Genomic DNA, 17,893 nt, shown 5'->3' on the forward strand with positions numbered 1-17,893 from the left:
TCACAGGTGGGGAAGCCGAAGAGGGCCGGTCGGCCCCCCTGTCGGGACCGTTCTCCGGCCCCCCGCCGGCGCCCGGCGTCGTGCAATGGAAGTACCGCAACCGCAGAGGTGATTGCTATGGCAGAAGCCACCGCACGACCCGGGCCGCCCCCGGCCGGTACGACCCCTTCACCGGTCGCCCTGACCGTCGACTCCCTGGTGACCGACGCTCTCAAGGCCCTGGAGGACTTCGCGTCCTTCACCCAGGAGCAGGTGGACCACATCGTCAGCAAGGCATCCCTGGCCGCCCTGGCCCAGCACGATGTGCTGGCCCAGCTCGCGGTGGACGAGACCGGCCGCGGCCTGTTCGAGGACAAGGCCGTCAAGAACATGTTCTCCTGCGAGCACGTCACACACTCCATGGCGAACCTGAAGACGGTCGGCGTCGTGGGACGCGACGAGCTCAACGGCATCGTCGAGATCGCCGAGCCGGTCGGCGTCATCTGCGCCATGACCCCGGTGACCAACCCCACCTCCACCACCCTCTTCAAGGCCCTCATCGCCCTGAAGACCCGAAACCCGGTCATCTTCGCCTTCCACCCCTCCGCACAGCGGTGCAGCGCCGAGGCGGCCCGGATCGTGCGGGACGCCGCCGTCGAGGCCGGTGCCCCCGCCCACGCCGTGCAGTGGATCGAGGAGCCCTCCATGGAGGCCACCCGGCTGCTGATGCACCACGACGGGGTGTCCACGATCCTCGCCACCGGCGGCAACGCCATGGTCAAGGCGGCCTACTCGTGCGGCAAGCCGGCCCTGGGCGTCGGCGCGGGCAACGTCCCCTCCTATGTCCACAAGGCGGCCAAGCTGCGCCGCGCCGTCCACGACATCGTGCTGTCCAAGACCTTCGACAACGGCATGATCTGCGCCTCCGAACAGGCCGCGATCCTGGACGCGGAGATCTACGAGGAAGGGCTGCGCGAGTTCCGCGCCCTGCACGCCCACGTGGTCAGCGACAAGGAGAAGGCCAAGCTGGAGTCCTTCCTGTTCGGGGTCACCGCCGATCGCGCCAACTGCGCCGGGGCCCGGCTGAACGCGGACGCCGTGGGCATGTCCGCCCACTGGATCGCCGAGCGCGCCGGCTTCACCGTCCCCGAGGACACCTCGGTGCTGATCGCCGAGTGCTCCGAGGTCGGCCCCGCCGAGCCGCTGACCCGCGAGAAGCTCTCCCCGGTCCTGGCGGTGCTGCGCGCCCGCGACACCGGGCACGGCGTGCGACTGGCGGAGCAGATGGTGGAGTTCGACGGCCTGGGCCACAGCGCCGTCATCCACACCGAGGACGAGGCGCTCACCGAGGAGTTCGGCAAGCGCGTCAAGGCCGTGCGGATCATCGTCAACGCCCCCAGCTCGCTCGGCGGCGTCGGCGACGTCTACAACGCCTTCCTGCCCTCGATGACCCTGGGCTGCGGCTCCTACGGGCGCAACTCCGTCTCGGACAACGTCACCGCGGTCAACCTGCTCAACATCAAGCGGATCGGGCGGCGCAACACCAACATGCAGTGGTTCAAGGTCCCCCCGAAGATCTACTTCGAGCGCAACTCGCTGCGCTACCTGGGCGAGATGGAGGGGATGCGGCGCGTCACCATCGTCACCGACCGGACCATGGACAGGCTCGGCTTCCTGACCCGCGTCAAGGAGATGCTGCGCACCCGCCCAGAGCCGGTCAACCTCCAGATCATCGACGACATCGAGCCCAACCCGGAGCTCGCGACCGTCGAGCGCGGCGCCGCGCGGATGCGCGAGTTCCAGCCCGACACCATCGTCGCCCTGGGCGGCGGCTCCCCGATGGACGCCGCCAAGGTCATGTGGCTGATGTACGAGCACCCCGAGGTGGCCTTCGCGGACACCAAGGAGAAGTTCTTCGACATCCGCAAGCGCGCCTTCACGTTCCCCCCGCTGGGCGAGAAGGCGAAGCTGGTGGCCGTTCCCACCACCTCGGGGACCGGCGCCGAGGTCACCCCGTTCGCCGTCATCTCCGACCCGGCAGCGGCCAAGAAGTACCCGCTGGCCGACTACGCCCTCACCCCCGACGTGGCGATCGTCGACCCGGTGCTGGCGATGACCATGCCGCCGGAGGTCACCGCCGACTCCGGCTTCGACGCCCTGACCCACGCCACCGAGGCGTACGTCTCGGTCTACGCCAACGACTACACCGACGGACTGTGCCTCCAGGCCATCAAGCTGATCTTCGAGAACCTGGAGCGCAGCGTGGTGAAGGGGGCGGACGACCCCGAGGCGCGCGAGCGGATGCACAACGCCTCCACGGTCGCCGGCATGGCCTTCGCCAACGCCTTCCTCGGCCTGGTGCACGCCATGGCACACACCCTGGGCAACACCTTCCACGTCGCCCACGGACGCACCAACGCGCTGCTCCTGCCGCACGTCATCCGCTACAACGGCCGGATCCCCACCAAGCTGACGGGCTGGCCCAAGTACGAGACCTACCGGGCCCACGAGCGGTTCCAGGAGATCGCCAAGCTCCTCGGCCTGCCGGCCGCCACCCCCGAGGAGGGCGTGGAGTCCTACGCCCGCGCGGTGGAGGACCTGCGGGCCCGGTGCGGAATCCCGGCGTCCTTCAAGGAGGCCGGCATCGAGGAGAAGGCGTTCATCGACGCCCTGCCGCAGCAGGCCAGGAACGCCTACGCCGACCAGTGCGCACCCGCGAACCCGCGGATGCCGATGCTCGGTGACATGCAGAAGCTGATGCGGGCCGCCTACTACGGCACCGCCCACGACAACGGAGGCCAGCGGTCATGACCACTCAGCCGATTCACGCCGGACCCGGCCACGAAGCCTGGGAGGGATTCCGGGGCGGACTGTGGCGGGACACCATCGACGTCCGCGACTTCATCCAGCAGAACTACACCCCCTACGAGGGCGACGAGACCTTCCTGGCCGGGCCCACCCACCGCACCACCGCCGTGTGGGACAAGCTGCGGGCGATGTTCCCGGTCGAGAACGCCCTCGGCGTCCACGACGTGGACACCCGCACCCCCTCCACCATCACCGCCTTCGGGCCCGGGTACATCGACAAGGACCGGGACCTGATCGTCGGCCTGCAGACCGACGCCCCGCTCAAGCGCGCCATCATGCCCAACGGTGGCTGGAGGGTGGTGGAGAACTCCCTGGAGGCCTACGGCTACCAGCCCGACGAGCAGGTGAAGAAGATCTTCACCACCTACCGCAAGACCCACAACGAGGGTGTCTTCGACGCCTACACCCCCGAGATCCGCGCCTGCCGCTCGGCCGGCATCATCACCGGCCTGCCCGACGCCTACGGCCGCGGCCGCATCATCGGCGACTACCGGCGGGTGGCGCTGTACGGGGTGGACCGGCTCATCGCCGACAAGCGCGAGGACCGCGAGCGCCTGGACGCCCTGTGGCCGGACGAGGAGACCATCCGCGACCGCGAGGAGAACGCCGAGCAGATCAAGGCGCTGCGGGAGCTCAAGGAGATGGCCGGAACCTACGGCTACGACATCTCCGGGCCCGCCGCCGACGGCCGGGAGGCCGTCCAGTGGCTGTACTTCGGCTACCTCGCCGCGGTCAAGGAGCAGAACGGCGCGGCCATGTCGCTGGGGCGCATCGACGCCTTCCTGGACATCTACCTCCAGCGCGACATCGAGCGCGGAGTGCTCACCGAGAGCCGCGCCCAGGAACTGATCGACGACTTCGTCATCAAGCTGCGCATCGTGCGCTTCCTGCGCACCCCGGAGTACAACGAGCTCTACTCCGGAGACCCCACCTGGGTCACCTGGTCGCTGGCCGGCATCGGCGAGGACGGGCGCCCGCTGGTCACCCGGACCGCCTTCCGGGCCCTGCGCACCCTGTACAACCTGGGCCCGGCGCCCGAGCCCAACCTGACGGTGTTCTGGGCGCGCGACCTCCCCGAGGGGTTCAAGCGGTACGCCACCCGGGTCGCCATCGACACCAGCGCCCTGCAGTTCGAGTCCGACGAGCTGATGCGGCCCAAGTACGGCGACGACACCGCGATCGCCTGCTGCGTCTCCGCGATGGCCATGGGCAAGCAGATGCAGTTCTTCGGCGCCCGGGTCAACGTCGCCAAGGCCCTGCTGTACGCCATCAACGGCGGACGGGACGAGATGACCGGCGAGCTGGTCGTCGAGGGCTTCCAGCCGCTGGAGGGGGAGTACCTCGACCACACCGAGCTCACCCGGGCCTACGACGCGATGCTGGACTGGCTGGCGAAGACCTACGTCCACGCGCTCAACATCATCCACTACATGCACGACAAGTACGCCTACGAGCGCATCGAGATGGCCCTGCACGACCGCGCGGTGCTGCGCACCATGGCCTGCGGCATCGCCGGCCTGTCGGTCGCCGCCGACTCGCTGTCCGCCGTCAAGCACGCCCGGGTGAGGGTGATCAGGGACGCCACCGGCCTGGCCGTCGACTACGAGACCGAGGGGGACTACCCGGCCTTCGGCAACAACGACGACCGCGTCGACGTCATCGCCCGGGCGATCGTGCACGACTTCATGCAGAAGGTGCGCAGGCACCCGACGTACCGGGACGCCGTGCACACCCAGTCGGTGCTGACGATCACCTCCAACGTCGTCTACGGCAAGAAGACCGGCAACACCCCCGACGGCCGCCGTGCCGGCGAACCGTTCGCGCCCGGGGCCAACCCGATGAACGGCCGTGACCGGCACGGCTACATCGCCTCCGCGCTGTCGGTGGCCAAGCTGCCCTACGACGACGCCGAGGACGGCATCTCGCTGACCAACTCCATCACCCCCGACGCCCTCGGCCGCACCCCGGAGGAGCGCGTCACCAACCTCACCGGGGTGCTGGACGGCTACATCGCCAGCAAGGGGTTCCACATGAACGTCAACGTGCTGAACGAGGAGACCCTCCGGGACGCCATGGCCCACCCGGAGAACTACCCGCAGCTCACCATCCGGGTCAGCGGCTACGCGGTGAACTTCGTCCGGCTCACCCGCGAGCAGCAGCTGGACGTCATCAACCGCACCTTCCACGGGTCGCTGTGATGACCACGGTGCACTCGCCGGCGGCCACCCCCGCGGGGGCGGCCGCCCGGCGGCCGGTCAGCGGCTCCGTCCACTCCTGGGACCTGTCGACCGGGGTGGACGGGCCCGGCACCCGCTTCGTCACCTTCCTGGCCGGCTGCCCGCTGGCCTGCCTGTACTGCCACAACCCCGACACCATGAAGATGCGCAACGGCACCCGCACGTCGGCCGACGACATCGTGGACGAGGCCCGCAAGTACCGCGAGTTCATCCGGGCCGCGGGCGGCGGCGCCACCGTCAGCGGCGGGGAGCCGCTGCTCCAGCCCGTCCTCACCGGCGAGCTGCTGCACCGGTTCAAGCACGAACTGGGCCTGCACACCGCGCTGGACACCTCCGGGTACTTGGGGGACCGGGCCACCGACGCGCTGCTGGCCGACACCGACCTGGTGCTCCTGGACATCAAGTCCTGGGACCGGCCGCTGTACCGGCGGCTGACCGGCCGCGAACTGGAGCCGACGCTGGCGTTCGCGCGCCGGCTGGCGGACCTGGGCAAGGAGGTGTGGGTGCGCTTCGTGCTGGTGCCCGGCCTGACCGACGACCCGGACAACATCGAGGGGGTGGCCGCCTTCACCGCCTCGCTGGGCAACGTCACCCGGGTGGACGTGCTGCCCTTCCACACCCTGGGCGCCGCCAAGTGGGAGGCGCTGGGCATGAGATTCCCCCTGGAGGGCACCCCGGTGCCCACCGCCGCCCAGGTGGCGGCGGCCAAGGAGATCTTCACCCGGCACGGTCTGTACGCGGTCTGACACGCTCGACGATCGCCGCCAGGTCCGCGCCGCGCGGCAGGGTGCCGAAGGCCGCACCGGACTCACCGCCGAGCCGGGACGCGCAGAACGCGTCGGCGACCTCGGGCGGGGCGTGCTGCACCAGCAGCGCGCCCTGCAGCACCAGCGCGAAGCGTTCGGCCAGCCGCCGGGCCCGCGCCTCGATGCCGTCGAGGTCCGACAGCTCGCCCAGCAGGTCCTTCATCGCGCGGTCCAGCCGGGGATCGGCCCCGCCGGCCCTGCCCACCTCCGTCAGATAGGCGTTGAGCGCCTGCGGCTCGCGCTGCAGGGCGCGCAGCATGTCCAGCGCCTGGACATTTCCGGACCCCTCCCAGATGGAGTTCAGCGGCGACTCGCGCAGCAGCCGGGGCATGCCGGACTCCTCGACATAGCCGTTGCCGCCCAGACACTCCAGGGCCTCGGCGGTCACCGGCGTGCAGCGCTTGGTCACCCAGTACTTGGCGGCCGGCACCGCCAGCCGCAGCAGATAGCGGTCGTGGGAGCTGCCGCCGGCCGCGCTGTCCTGGGCGGCGGCCAGCCGCATCGCCAGGGCCGTGGCGGCCTCCGACTCCAGGGCCAGGTCCGCCAGCACGTTGCGCATCAGCGGCTTGTCGATGAGCGGGCCGCCGAACGCGCTGCGGTACGCCGTGTGGTGGGCGGCCTGGGCGACGGCCTGCCGCATGATCGCCGCCGACCCGGTCACACAGTCCACCCGGGTGGCCGCGACCATCTCGATGATCGTGGGCACCCCCCGGCCCTCCTCGCCCACCCGCCGGGCCAGCGTGGTGCCGTCGAACTCGACCTCGGCGGAGGCGTTGGAGCGGTTGCCGAGCTTGTCCTTGAGCCGCTGGATGCGGAAGGTGTTGCGGGAGCCGTCCGGCAGCACCCGGGGGACCAGGAAGCAGGTCAGCCCGCCCGCCCCGTCGCTCCCGGACACCTGGGCCAGCACCAGGAAGACGTCCGACATCGGGGCCGAGCAGAACCACTTGTGCCCGGTCAGCGCGTACATTCCCGGCTCCCCGGCCGGCTCTGCCCGGGTGGTGTTGGCCCGCACATCCGAGCCACCCTGCTTCTCGGTCATGCCCATGCCCGCGATGATCCCGGCCTTCCCGGCCACCGGCCGCAGCCCGGGCTCGTAGGTGCGGGAGGTCAGCAGCGGCTCCAGCTCCGCCGCCAGTTCAGTTTCGGCGCGCAGCGCGGGCACCGCGGCGTGCGTCATCGACAGCGGGCAGCCGTGCCCGGCCTCCACCTGCGTCCACACGTAGAACGCCGCGGCCCGCTTGAGCTGACCGTGCGGACGCGACCAGGCGTCGGCCGCGCCGGCCGCCACCGCGCGGTCCAGCAGCCGGTGCCAGGCCGGGTGGAACTCCACCTCGTCGATGCGGTTGCCGTAGCGGTCGTGCGTGCGCAGCCGCGGCGGGTTCTCGTCCGCCTGGAAGCCCCACTCCCGGGCCTCGGCCGAGCCGGCTTGGCGGCCGAGCGCGGCCAGCTCCGCCGCGCCGGGCCCGTCGGGTGCTTCCCCCGACCAGCGGGCGAAGGCCTCGGACAGGGCGGCGTCCTGGGAGAACACGTCGTACTCCACCAGGGGCGGCGGCTGATTGAACACGGAGTGAGTGCCGGCAGTCATGCCCGATACGTTAGGCGCGTGGACGCCGACGAGCCATCCCCCAGATCCGAGCCGGACGCCCCGGGCTCCCGCAGGGCGATGTACCGGAACATCCCCAAAGGGAAGCTGGCCTGGCTGCTGGCCAAGGACACCGCCACCTCCTGCGCGGAGCACCGGGTCATCGGCATGGCCGCGGAGTCGGCGTTCTTCATGCTGCTGTCGCTGCCCCCGCTGCTGCTCGGCCTCGTCGGGCTGCTGTCCAGCCTGGACGCGGTGGCCGGCCTGGACACGCTGGAGACGGTGCGGCGCAACATCCTGGAAGCGTCCTCGGCACTGCTGTCCGAGCGGGGCGTGCAGGACTTCGTCCGGCCGCTCATCGACGACCTGGTGCAGGGTGCGCGGCCGGACGTCATGTCCTTCGGCTTCATCGTCGCGCTGTGGTCCGGCTCCCGGGCGGTCAACGTGTTCGTCGGCACCATCACGGTGATGTACGGCCTGGACGGACACCGCAACCCGGCCGCCACCCGCCTGCTGGCGTTCGTCATGTATGTGGCCAGCCTGCTGGTGGGAGCCATCGTGGTGCCCGCCCTGGTGATCGGCCCCGAAGTGGCGATGGAGTGGTTCCCCCAGCTGGCGTGGCTGCTGAGGTTCTTCTACTGGCCGCTGATCCTGCTGCTGTGCGTCGGCTTCCTCACCACGCTCTACCACGTCTCGGTGCCCGTCCGCTCGCCCTGGCGCGAGGACATCCCCGGGGCGCTGCTGGCCCTGGCCATCTGGGCGGGCTGCGCCTGGGTGCTGCGGGTCTACCTGCGTACCACCGTGGAGGGCCAGAGCATCTACGGTTCGCTGGCCGCGCCGGTGGCGATCCTGATGTGGCTGGGCCTGTCCGCCTTCGCCGTACTGGTGGGAGCCGCGCTGAACGCCGCCGTGGACCGGGTGTGGCCCACCGTCACGACCGCTGCCGCCCGGGCGGAGACCGAACGGGCGAGGGAGGAGGCGGCCAAGGCCATGATCGCCGCGGTCCGCAGCCGCCGCACCCGGGCCGAGGTCCTGGGCATCCCGGAGCCCGACACGGTCCGGGTCGCCCAGCGCCTGGCGAGCGCCCTGCGCCCGGCCGAGCTGCGCGCCCATCTGCACCGCATCAAGGAGCGGAACGGGCAGGGAAACACCCGGACGGAGGAATCCGGGGGCGCCGATCCGGATGCCCGAGGGGAAGGAGACGGCGGCGGGGACGGCCCGCCCACCGGGGGCGCGCGGCGCGGAGCCTGAGCACCCCCGCGCACTCACGCGCGTGGATGCCTGCGGGTGGCGAAGCGATGGCCGGTGCGCATCCGGAGCGGTACGCTGAGTGTGCCGAGGCAGTGCCGCCCGTCGGCCGAGGGGGCACAGGCGTGTGCCGGCCCGGGGATGCGGCGGCAGAAGCGACGCACCTCAGGAGATGTCCCCGTGGCAGACGACGACACGTCCGGTGTCCCCGGCCGCGAACCGGTATCCAAGATCGACACCACGATTCCGCACTCCGCCCGGATCTGGAACTACTGGCTCGGCGGAACCGACAACTACGAGGTCGACCGCGCGGCGGGCGACCAGTACCAGGCCCTCTTCCCCGGCATCGTCGACGTCGCGCGCTCCTCCCGGCAGTTCCTCGCCCGCTCCATCGGCTACCTGGTCCGCGAGGAGGGACTGCGCCAGTTCCTGGACATCGGCACCGGCCTGCCCACCGAGGACAACACCCACGAGATCGCTCAGCGCGCCGCCCCGGAGTGCCGGGTCGTCTACATCGACAACGACCCGCTGGTGCTGCTGCACGCGCACGCCCTGCTCACCAGCACCCCGGAGGGCCGCACCGAGTACATCGAGGCCGACCTGCGCGACCCGGAGAACATCCTGGCCGTCGCGGCCGGCACCCTCGACCTCGGCCGGCCCGTCGGGGTCATTCTGAGCGGAATCCTCGGGCACATCGAGGACTACGGACAGGCCCGCTCCATCGTGGCCCGGCTGATGGCCGGCCTGGTCCCGGGAAGCTGCCTGTCGCTCAACGAAGGCGTGAACACCGACCCGGTGTACGCCAGGGCCCAGGAGGCGTACAACTCCAGCGGCGCCACCCCCTACCACCTGCGGACCCCCCAGCAGATCGAGGGCTACTTCGACGGCCTGGAGATCGTGGAGCCCGGGATCGTCTCCTGCCCGCAGTGGCGGTCCCGGCTGGCCCCGCTGGGCGGCGGCCCGGCCGAGGTGGGACAGTACGGGGGCGTCGGGCGCAAGCCGTGAAGCCGGGCGGCTGTCCGAGGAGTTCTACGATGAGGGGTCGTCGCGGCTAGGCATGGGGAGCGGAACGTGGACACCGAAGAGGCCGTGAGCGAAAGACAGGAAGACCGAGCCGCCGGCTACCGGCACGCGGGCCCGACAGTCCCGCGCATGGTGCTGGGGGCACAGCTGCGCCGGCTGCGTGAGGCAAGGAACATCACCGGCGCGGAGGCGGGGGAAGTGATCCGTGCCTCGCACTCCAAGATCAGCCGGCTGGAGATGGGCCGCACCGGCTTCAAGCGGCGCGACGTGGACGACCTGCTCACCCTCTACGGGGTCCAGGACGAGGGCGAACGCGCCACGCTGCTGGCCCTGGCCCGGCAGTCGAACATGCCCGGCTGGTGGCACGCCTACTACGAGGTGGTGCCCCCCTGGCTCAACCTCTATCTCGGCCTGGAGCAGTCGGCCCGGGTCATCCGCACCTACGAACTCCAGTTCGTTCCCGGGCTGCTGCAGACCGAGCAGTACGCACGCGACGTGATCAGGCTCGGGTTCGAGGGCATCCCCGAGGAGGAACTGGAGCGCCGGGTCGAGCTGCGGATGCGCCGTCAACTGGTCCTCCACCAGCCGTCACCACCGCATCTGTGGGCGGTCATCGACGAGGCGGCGCTGCGCCGGGCCATGGGCAGCACCGAGGCGATGCGGGCCCAGCTGGCACACCTCATCGAGATGATGGAGTACCGGCACATCACCATTCAGGTGATGTCGTTCGCCGCGGGCGGCCACGCGGCGGTCTCCGGGCCCGTCACGGTGATCCGCCCGCCCGGGGAGGAACTGCCCGACGTGGTGTACCTCGAACAGCACACCGGCGGCATCTACCCGGACAAGCCCGAAGAGGTGGACCACTACCGGCACGTGATGAACCGCCTGGCCCTGCGGGCCGAGCCGCCCGAGGCGACCACCGGCATCCTGCGCCGCATCCTCGCCGAGACCTGAGCCGGCGACGTCGAAACCGACGACGCCGGGCACTCGTCATGGTCAGGCCCTCGTGGGAAAGCGACCGTCGCCGCCCCGGCGGCGTACCCGCCGCCGCTGGTCCGCGCCCCGGCCGCTCAGGGCTGCGGGAGCAGCACGGCCCGGCCGGGCACCTTGCCCTCCTGCAGCATGCCGTAGACCTGCCCGGCCTCCTTGAGCGGGTAGGTCTTCACCGGCAGGTGCAGCTTCCCGGCGGCGGCCAGCGCGATCACCTCGGCCAGTTCGGGCCGGGTGCCCCAGTACGGCATGGAGACCGACGCCTCCCACGGCACGGCCCCGAACCGCACCGGAAGGGTCCCGCCCGCCAGGCCGACGACGGTAATGTCGGACTCCACGGACGCGGCCGCCGCCGCCGTGGCCATGGTGACGTCCGCGCCGACACAGTCCAGCACCAGGGCGGCGCCCAGGCCGCCCGACAGCCGCCGGACCCGGTCGGCGGCGTCGTCCCCGGCCAGGACGCAGTGATCGGCGCCGGACTCGGCCGCGAGGTCCAGCTTCGCGGTGTCCAGATCGACGGCGACCACCTCGGCGGGCGAAAGGGCCTTGAGCAACTGGACCGCGGCCTGACCCAGCCCTCCGGCCCCGATGACCACCGCGGTGGTGCCGGGGACCAGCCGGTGCAGGGACCGCTTGATCGCGTGGTAGGGGGTCAGGGCGGCGTCGGTGAGCGGCGCCGCGGTGTGCGGGTCGAGATCCCCGAGGGGGACCAGCAGCCGCGGCGACGGCACCAGCATGTACTCGGACATGCCGCCGTCCCTGCCCAGCCCGCCGCCGGCCGCGCCGATCTCCGCCGCGTGCCGGCAGTAGTTCTCCGCCCCCCGGGAGCACGGCGGACACAGCCCGCACCCCCACGGCCCGTACACCAGGACCGCGTCCCCCTCGTTCAGCCCGGCGCCGCGCGCGCCCGGGCCGAAGGAATGCACCCACCCGGCCGTCTCGTGCCCCAGAGTGAACGGCAGCGCATAGGGGAGCGTCCCCTCGGGCCACTCCATGACGTGCAGATCACTGTGGCACACCCCGGCCCCCGCCACCTTGATCAGCACTTCGCCGGGCCCCGGCTCGGGGACCGGCATGTCGGTCAGCTCGGGGGGCGCCTGCCAGTGCACCATTCTCACGGCTCTCATCGGGGCCTCCGGGAAACGGGAAAAAGCGGTCGGCCGTTCACCTCCCCGACTACCCGCAGCGGACGGGGCCACACACCGGGGAGGGCCACCGGGGGCCGCGAGTTCCGGCGGGCCACGCCCGCACACCCCTTACCCTCGGGCCATGAGCCCTTCGATCGCGACGAACACCCGTGTCGGCCTCCCGGAGCTGCTCGCATTCGTGCGGCCCCGGCACCGCGCCGTGCTGCTCACCCGCCGGGCGGACGGCACCCCGCAGGCCTCCCCGGTGGCGTGCGGCGTGGACGCCGAGGGCCGGATCGTGGTGGCCACCTACCCCGAGCGGGCCAAGACCGCAACGCCCGCCGCGACCCGCAGGCGAGCGTCGTCGTCCTCTCCGACGAATGGGACGGCCCGTGGGTCCAGATCGACGGCACCGCCGAGGTGCTGGACCTCCCCGAGGCCCTGGAACCCCTGGTGGAGTACTACCGGGTCATCGCCGGGGAGCACCCGGACTGGGACGAGTACCGGCGCGCCATGACCGCCCAGGGGAAGTCCCTGCTGAGGCTCACAGCCCGGCGCTGGGGCCCGGTCGCGACGGGGGGCTTTCCGCCCCGGCTCGCCCCGGACCGGGAGCACTGACCGGCGGCACGGCCTCCCGCGTGCGGTCCAGCTGCCGCCAGACGGGAAAGACCAGCGGGCACAGGCCGAGCAGCAGGCTCGCGGTACCGAACACCAGCAGCGCCGGGGAGAGCCCGAGCCACTCCACCAGCCCGCCCGCCGCAAGACCGCCCAGCGGCGTGACCAGCAGGGAAACGGCGGTCGCCACCCCCAGCACCCGGCTCAGCAGCTTCGCCGGCACCACCTCGTACAGCACGGTGAACAGGATCGGGTTGAGCGCGCCGGCCGCGAAGCTCCCCACCGCCACGACGACGGCCAGGGCAAGCAGGCCGTCGTCCAGCACCGCGGTGAAGTAGCGCGGGAACCCGGAGACGAGGAAGCAGACGGCGAACACCGGCCAGCGCGGCAGCCGCCCGCCCCAGGCCCCGTAGACCAGCGACCCCAGCGCCATGCCGACGCCGGTTGCCGCGGCCAGCAGGCCGAGCGCGTGCGCCCCGCCGAGGTGGAGATCCGCGTGGACGGGCGCCAGCACCGCGCTCCACCCCTGGTGGGTGCCGTTGCTGAACATCAGGACCACAATGACCGCCAGCAGCAGCGGGGTGGTCAGCACGAAGGCGTACCCCTCCCGCAGTTCGCCGGCGTAGCCGCGCACCGACAGAGGTGCGGCGGCCGGCAGCGGCTCGGCTCCGGGCATCCCGCGCAGCGCCAGCGCGCTCAGCGAGGCCAGGACGAAGACGCCGCCGGCGATCAGAAGAGCTGCCTCGGTCCCCAGCGCCGCGATCAGCACGCCGCCCAGCGCCATGCCCGCCGGGCGGGCGGCGTTGGACACTCCCTGGTAGAAGCCCGACGCCCGGGCCAGGGCCGTCCCGGCGCGCTCGGCGGCATCCGGCAGCATCACACTGCGCGCGGTCTCGCCGGGAGCGTGCAGCAGCCCGGCCAGCGCCACCAGCGCGCACAGCAGCCAGAACGGCAGGGCGCCCGCCCAGAACAGCAGCGGCACGGCAGCGGTCGCCAGCCCGCAGGCCAGGTCGGAGGTCACGCTGGTGCGCCGCCGCCCGAACCGGTCGATGGCGGGCCCGCCGAAGAGCGTGGACAGCACCACGGGCGCGGCGGCGCAGAACGCCACCAGCCCGGTCCGGCCGGGGCTCCCGGTGGACTGCAGGACGAACCAGGGGATGGCGATCAGCGTGAGCGAATGCCCCCCGACGGACACCACGCTGGTGGCATACAGCGCGGTCATCGGCCGACGGCCGGGCGTGAGCAGTCGAAGTGGCACCGGATGTCCGTCCTTGTCACTCGGCGAGGCGTTCGGAAGGCCGCGCCGGACGCGTCCGGGGAAGCCGTCCGTGCGGTCACTCCACCCGGCGTGAGCCGGTCTGCCGCGGCGTCACGCCGCGTGCCGTGTGCGGTCACCCGGCACCATCGCACACCGGCGCGCACAGTGACGGCGCCGCAGTCCTCCCCAAGCTCCCCGGTCCAGGCTCGCCGGACGCGCCGCACCCGGGCGCGATGTCCGAATCCCGCTGGCAACGGCCCCCCGGAGGGGCGCAGACTCGAGGGCGTGATGGACGACGAGGGCAGGTACGAAGCGGTGCGCGGCCGGGACGACCGGTTCGACGGCGTCTTCTACACCTGCGTGCGGAGCACCGGGATCTACTGCCGCCCCAGCTGCCCGGCCAGGACACCCAAGCGGGAGAACGTCCGCTTCGCGCCCTCCGCCGCCGCCGCGCAGGCCCAGGGCTTCCGGGCCTGCCGCCGCTGCCGGCCCGACGCCGTGCCCGGCTCGGCGGAATGGAACGTGCGCGCCGACGCCGTGGGCCGGGCCATGCGCATGATCGCCGACGGGGTGGTGGACCGGGAGGGCGTCGCAGGGCTCGCCCGGCGCCTGGGATACAGCGCCCGGCAGGTGCAGCGCCAGCTGACCGCCGAACTCGGAGCCGGGCCGGTGGCCCTGGCCCGGGCCCAGCGCGCCCACACCGCCCGGCTGCTGCTCCAGACCACCGCACTGCCGGTCACCGACATCGCCTTCGCCGCCGGATTCAGCAGCGTCCGGCAGTTCAACGACACCGTCCAGGAGATCTACGCCCGGACTCCCACCGCCCTGCGTGCCGCCCGCCGGACCGCCGGAGCGGGCCCGCCGGCCGGGGAGGGCGGGGAAGGCGTGCCGCTGCGACTGGCGTACCGGGGAGCCTACGCCGCGCGCGAGGTCTTCGACTTCCTCGGGCGGCGGGCCGTCCCGGGCGTCGAGGAGATCACCGGACCGCCGGGCGCACGCCGCTACCGCCGCACCCTCACGCTGCCCTGCGGGCACGGGACCGCCGAGGTCGGCGAGGACGGCGGCGACGGCTGGCTGCCCGCCCGGCTGCGCCTGTCCGACCTGCGGGACCTGACCACCGCCGTGCAGCGGCTGCGGCGGCTGTTCGACCTGGACGCCGACCCGTACGCCGTCACCGGACGGCTCGGCACCGACCCGCTGCTCGGCCCTCTGGTGGCGGCCCGCCCGGGGCTGCGCTCGCCCGGCACCGCCGACCCCGCCGAAACCGCCGTCCGCGCCGTGCTGGGCCAGCAGGTCACCGTCGCCGCCGCCCGCACCCTGGCCGGCGCCCTGGTCACGGCGTACGGCAAGCCGCTGCCCGCGGCGGACGGCGGCCTCACCCACCTCTTCCCCGAGCCGGGGACCCTCGCCGGGGCGCCGCTCACCGAAGCCGGCATGCCCGGGGCCCGCCGGCGGGCCCTGCGCGAACTGTGCGCGGCACTGGCCGAAGGGACGGTCGTCCTGGAGCCGGGCGCCGACCGGGACGCCGCCGAACAGGCACTGCTGGCGGTGCCCGGCATCGGGCCGTGGACCGCCGGCTACCTGCGGATGCGGGCACTGGGCGACCCCGACGTGTTCCTCCCCGGCGACGCCGGCGTCCGGCACGGCCTCTCCGCACTCGGCGCCGCGGCGGCCCCCGACCGGCCGGCCGGCCAGGGCGCGGCGGCCTGGAGCCCCTGGCGCTCCTACGCGGTGCACCACCTGTGGGCCGCCGCCACCCCCCGCCCACGGGTACCGGCAGGCACCGCGCACACTGTCCCGGAGAAGGAGAACCCCTGATGCTCTACACCACCCACCCCAGTCCGCTCGGCGAACTGACCCTCACCGGCCCGCGCCCCGGCACCCTCGCCTCCGTCCGCGTGGAGGGCCAGAAGGGCGGCGTCGTGCTGCCCCCCGGCGCGCAGCGGGACGACGGCGCGTTCGCCGAGGCCGTACGCCAGCTGGACGCCTACTTCGCCGGAGACCTCAAGGAGTTCGACCTTGTCCTGGAAACCCGGGGCAGCGCCTTCCGGGAGCAGGTCTGGCGGGCCCTGGACCTCATCCCCTACGGCGGCACCGTCACCTACGGCCGGGTGGCCGCCATGGCCGGCCTGCCCGCCCAGTCGGTGCGGGCGGTCGGGGGCGCGATCGGCGCCAACCCCCTCATGGTGGTACGCCCCTGCCACCGGGTGATCGGCGCGAACGGCGCATTGACCGGCTTCGCAGGAGGCATGGAGCGCAAGCGGCAGCTGCTCACCCTCGAAGGCGTCCTGCTGGGCTGAGACTCACGAGGCGAACCGGCCGAGCGCTGCGGCCAGCAGCTCACGCGTCTCGTCGTCGCCCGTGTGTCCGGAGCTCTCGGCCAGAACCAGCCGGGCCCCCGGCCAGGCGCGCGACAGCTCCCAGGCGGTGTGCGGGGGACTCCCCAGGTCCAGGCGCCCGTGCACCAGGAACCCCGGAATCCCGGCCAGCCGGTGCGCCTCCCGCAGCAGCACGCCCTCCTCCAGCCACGCACCGTGCGAGAAGTAGTGCGCGGCGATCCGCACCAGCGCCGCGCGGGCCTCCGGCGGACGGCTGCCGTACGGGCCCGGCCCGCCGTCTCCCTCCAGAGAGACCACGGCGTCCTCCCAGGCACACCAGTCGTCCACGGCCTTCGCGCGGACCTCAGGGTCGGGGTCTTCCACCAGCCGCGCGTAAGCGGCCACCGGGTCGCCGTCGTCGCCCCCGGCCCGCCGGGCGCCGCGGCAGAACCGCTCCCACTCCTCGGGGAAGAGCCTCCCCACACCCCGGTAGAGCCAGTCGATCTCCGAGCGCCGGGTGGTGGTGACGGCGGCGATGACGATCTCCGACACCCGCTCGGGATACCGCTGGGCGTAGGCCAGGATCAGGGTGGAGCCCCACGAGCCGCCCATCAGCAGCCACCGCTCGATCCCCAGATGCCCGCGCAGCAGCTCCATGTCGGCGATCAGATGACCGGTGGTGTTCAGGCTCATGTCCGCCGCCGGGTCGCTCGCGTGCGGCGTGCTGCGCCCGCATCCGCGCTGGTCGAAGAGCACGACGCGGTAGCGGTCCGGATCGAACAGACGGCGGGACCGGGGGGAGGAGCCGGAGCCGGGGCCGCCGTGGACCACCACGGCCGGCTTGCCCGACGGGTTCCCCCACACTTCCCAGTGCACGAGGTTGCCGTCGCCGGTGTCGAGCATCCCCTCCTCGTGGGGGCGCTCCCCCCGGCGGCCGGACGGGTCGGGCGGTGGCCGGTGGCCGGACATGGGCGTCCCTCCGAGATGCGACAGCACTGTTACAACAGCGCTGTTACATTAACACCATGAGCTCACCCGCCCACGGCCCCGAACTTCTCGGCACCCGGCTGCGCCTCCTGTCCGACCTGCTCGACGCCGGCGTCGCCGCGTTCTACCGGGACCTCGCCCCGGAGGGCTTCCGGCCGCGCTTCACCCCCGTCATCCGGGCGCTGGCCGCCTCGGGCCCGGCCTCCATCCGGGACCTGGCCCAGGCCACCGGAGTCACGCACTCCGCGGCGAGCCAGACCGTCGACCGGATGGCCGGGGAAGGACTGGTCGCCGTCGAACCGGGGGAGGACGCCCGCCGGCGGATCGTGCGCCTCACCGGGAAGGCCGAGGCGCTGCTCCCGGTGCTGGAGACAGAGTGGCGGGCGACCACCGCCGCGGCCGAGGCCCTGGAGGCCGAACTGTCCTGCTCCCTGAGCCGGATCGTCGACGAAGCGCTGGAGGCCCTGCGCCGCCGGCCGATGCGGGACCGCATCGCCGACGCGGCCCGTGAGCCGGCGCCGCCCCTCGGCGGCCCAACGGCGGACCTGCCGTCATTTACGGCCTGAACTGCTGTCTCTCGGCCTGCTGACTCGGTCAGGTCCCGCACAGCTGATCGCAAGCTTCCAGCATCTCCAGAAACGCCGCGCATCAGTGCCCATTCATGTCGATCCACGGCGGATGGCTCTTTGGCCAGCTTCACCCTTCAGTTGGGCGAACTGCTTCTCGCTCAGCCTCGGTAGCGATGCCGGCCTCCAGCGTCCGCAGAGACTGCGGACCGCCCGCCTCCCACATCTGCCGCCTTCGCTGCACTGAGCGGACACTGAGCCTTTTCCAACCTGGTTGGTGAGGGCTGGT

13 protein-coding genes and 1 pseudogene are annotated in these 17,893 nt (G+C 72.5%); 10 read left to right on the top strand and 4 right to left on the bottom strand.

Annotation, left to right across the window (positions count from 1 at the left end; translation table 11 throughout):
* Positions 1 to 117: 117 nt before the first annotated feature.
* The 3 genes from adhE to pflA are packed head-to-tail and all read left to right on the top strand — an operon-like array spanning position 118 to position 5,830.
* Positions 118 to 2,790, top strand: coding sequence for a bifunctional acetaldehyde-CoA/alcohol dehydrogenase (gene adhE / locus ABD299_RS11055; protein WP_344260987.1), 2,673 nt, complete (start codon positions 118 to 120; stop codon positions 2,788 to 2,790).
* A complete protein-coding gene (gene pflB / locus ABD299_RS11060) occupies positions 2,787 to 5,045 on the top strand; it encodes a formate C-acetyltransferase (RefSeq protein WP_344260989.1) in 2,259 nt (752 codons plus the stop codon). Before adhE ends, pflB begins: the two co-directional genes overlap by 4 nt.
* Positions 5,045 to 5,830, top strand: a complete 786-nt coding sequence (pflA, locus tag ABD299_RS11065; protein WP_344260991.1) for a pyruvate formate-lyase-activating protein — start codon at positions 5,045 to 5,047, stop codon at positions 5,828 to 5,830. Before pflB ends, pflA begins: the two co-directional genes overlap by 1 nt.
* Here the strand turns inward: pflA and ABD299_RS11070 are convergent.
* Complete coding sequence (locus ABD299_RS11070; protein WP_344260993.1) at positions 5,802 to 7,475, bottom strand: acyl-CoA dehydrogenase family protein; 1,674 nt, start codon at positions 7,473 to 7,475, stop codon at positions 5,802 to 5,804. The two genes, pflA and ABD299_RS11070, sit on opposite strands and share 29 nt — an antisense overlap.
* 18 nt (positions 7,476 to 7,493) lie before the next feature.
* Here ABD299_RS11070 and ABD299_RS11075 point away from each other — a divergent pair, with 18 nt between their 5' ends.
* The 3 genes from ABD299_RS11075 (at position 7,494) to ABD299_RS11085 (ending at position 10,697) form a co-directional block, all read left to right on the top strand.
* On the top strand, positions 7,494 to 8,723 hold the full coding sequence (locus ABD299_RS11075) for a YihY/virulence factor BrkB family protein (protein WP_425581305.1): 1,230 nt from the start codon (positions 7,494 to 7,496) through the stop codon (positions 8,721 to 8,723).
* A gap of 177 nt (positions 8,724 to 8,900) precedes the next feature.
* Entirely contained in the window at positions 8,901 to 9,725 is an 825-nt protein-coding gene (locus ABD299_RS11080) for an SAM-dependent methyltransferase (protein WP_344260995.1), read from the top strand.
* A 66-nt stretch (positions 9,726 to 9,791) separates the two neighbouring features.
* Positions 9,792 to 10,697 carry a helix-turn-helix domain-containing protein gene (locus ABD299_RS11085; protein ID WP_344260996.1) on the top strand — a complete coding sequence of 302 codons (906 nt, stop codon included), beginning with the start codon at positions 9,792 to 9,794 and terminating at the stop codon, positions 10,695 to 10,697.
* Positions 10,698 to 10,813: 116 nt separating this feature from the next.
* Here the strand turns inward: ABD299_RS11085 and ABD299_RS11090 are convergent, their stop codons facing one another.
* Entirely contained in the window at positions 10,814 to 11,860 is a 1,047-nt protein-coding gene (locus ABD299_RS11090) for an NAD(P)-dependent alcohol dehydrogenase (RefSeq protein ID WP_344260997.1), read from the bottom strand.
* A gap of 142 nt (positions 11,861 to 12,002) precedes the next feature.
* Here ABD299_RS11090 and ABD299_RS11095 point away from each other — a divergent pair.
* Positions 12,003 to 12,478, top strand: a pseudogene (locus tag ABD299_RS11095) (PPOX class F420-dependent oxidoreductase).
* Here the strand turns inward: ABD299_RS11095 and ABD299_RS11100 are convergent.
* The gene (locus ABD299_RS11100) at positions 12,405 to 13,697 is read right to left on the bottom strand and encodes an MFS transporter (RefSeq protein WP_425581308.1); all 1,293 of its coding nucleotides are present in this window, start codon (positions 13,695 to 13,697) and stop codon (positions 12,405 to 12,407) included. The pseudogene ABD299_RS11095 and the gene ABD299_RS11100 sit on opposite strands and share 74 nt — an antisense overlap.
* 324 nt (positions 13,698 to 14,021) lie before the next feature.
* Here ABD299_RS11100 and ABD299_RS11105 point away from each other — a divergent pair, with 324 nt between their 5' ends.
* Both ABD299_RS11105 and ABD299_RS11110 read left to right on the top strand, forming a co-directional pair.
* The gene (locus tag ABD299_RS11105) at positions 14,022 to 15,551 is read left to right on the top strand and encodes an AlkA N-terminal domain-containing protein (protein WP_344261026.1); all 1,530 of its coding nucleotides are present in this window, start codon (positions 14,022 to 14,024) and stop codon (positions 15,549 to 15,551) included.
* Positions 15,551 to 16,033: a methylated-DNA--[protein]-cysteine S-methyltransferase gene (locus ABD299_RS11110; protein WP_344260999.1), complete on the top strand. Its 483-nt coding sequence runs from the start codon at positions 15,551 to 15,553 to the stop codon at positions 16,031 to 16,033. The genes ABD299_RS11105 and ABD299_RS11110 overlap by 1 nt, the downstream gene beginning before the upstream one ends.
* A gap of 3 nt (positions 16,034 to 16,036) precedes the next feature.
* Here ABD299_RS11110 and pip read toward each other — a convergent pair whose 3' ends face one another.
* Entirely contained in the window at positions 16,037 to 17,020 is a 984-nt protein-coding gene (gene pip, locus ABD299_RS11115) for a prolyl aminopeptidase (RefSeq protein WP_344261000.1), read from the bottom strand.
* A 56-nt stretch (positions 17,021 to 17,076) separates the two neighbouring features.
* Here pip and ABD299_RS11120 point away from each other — a divergent pair, with 56 nt between their 5' ends.
* Positions 17,077 to 17,604 (top strand): MarR family winged helix-turn-helix transcriptional regulator, encoded by a 528-nt coding sequence (locus ABD299_RS11120; RefSeq protein WP_344261002.1) that lies wholly within the window; start codon positions 17,077 to 17,079, stop codon positions 17,602 to 17,604.
* Positions 17,605 to 17,893: the final 289 nt, after the last annotated feature.

The sequence above is a fragment of the Streptomyces sodiiphilus genome, from assembly GCF_039529215.1.
GTDB lineage: Bacteria > Actinomycetota > Actinomycetes > Streptomycetales > Streptomycetaceae > Streptomyces > Streptomyces sodiiphilus.